The organism is Megasphaera sp. AF13-6AC, assembly GCF_027685385.1.
GTDB classification, from domain to species: Bacteria; Bacillota; Negativicutes; order Veillonellales; family Megasphaeraceae; genus Megasphaera; species Megasphaera micronuciformis.
Genome location: NZ_JAQCUN010000302.1, coordinates 429 through 681 on the forward strand (window position 1 = coordinate 429; position 253 = coordinate 681).

Genomic DNA, 253 nt, shown 5'->3' on the forward strand with positions numbered 1-253 from the left:
ATCAAATTCCCGAATAACGGGCAAACACGGCCGCGGGTAAAGGCGTGTCGGTGTCAGAAGGCATTCGCCGATGGACATACCCAATTCTTCTACATAGTCCGTAAGCTTCATCTTCATACGATCGAAAACTATTTTACGAACTAAGGAAAAGCCGTTGGAATGAACGCCTGTCGACGGCAAGCCGATGAGAACATCACCCTCTTTAATAGTTTCTCCCGTAATCAGCTTTTCACGGTCTGCCAAACCGACACCG

1 protein-coding gene is annotated in these 253 nt (G+C 48.2%); it reads right to left on the reverse strand.

The genetic code is table 11. The features are described 5' to 3' along the window. The coding region (locus tag PGX78_RS09015; protein ID WP_270446627.1) for an AIR synthase-related protein at nucleotides 1–253 on the reverse strand (253 nt) is incomplete at both ends.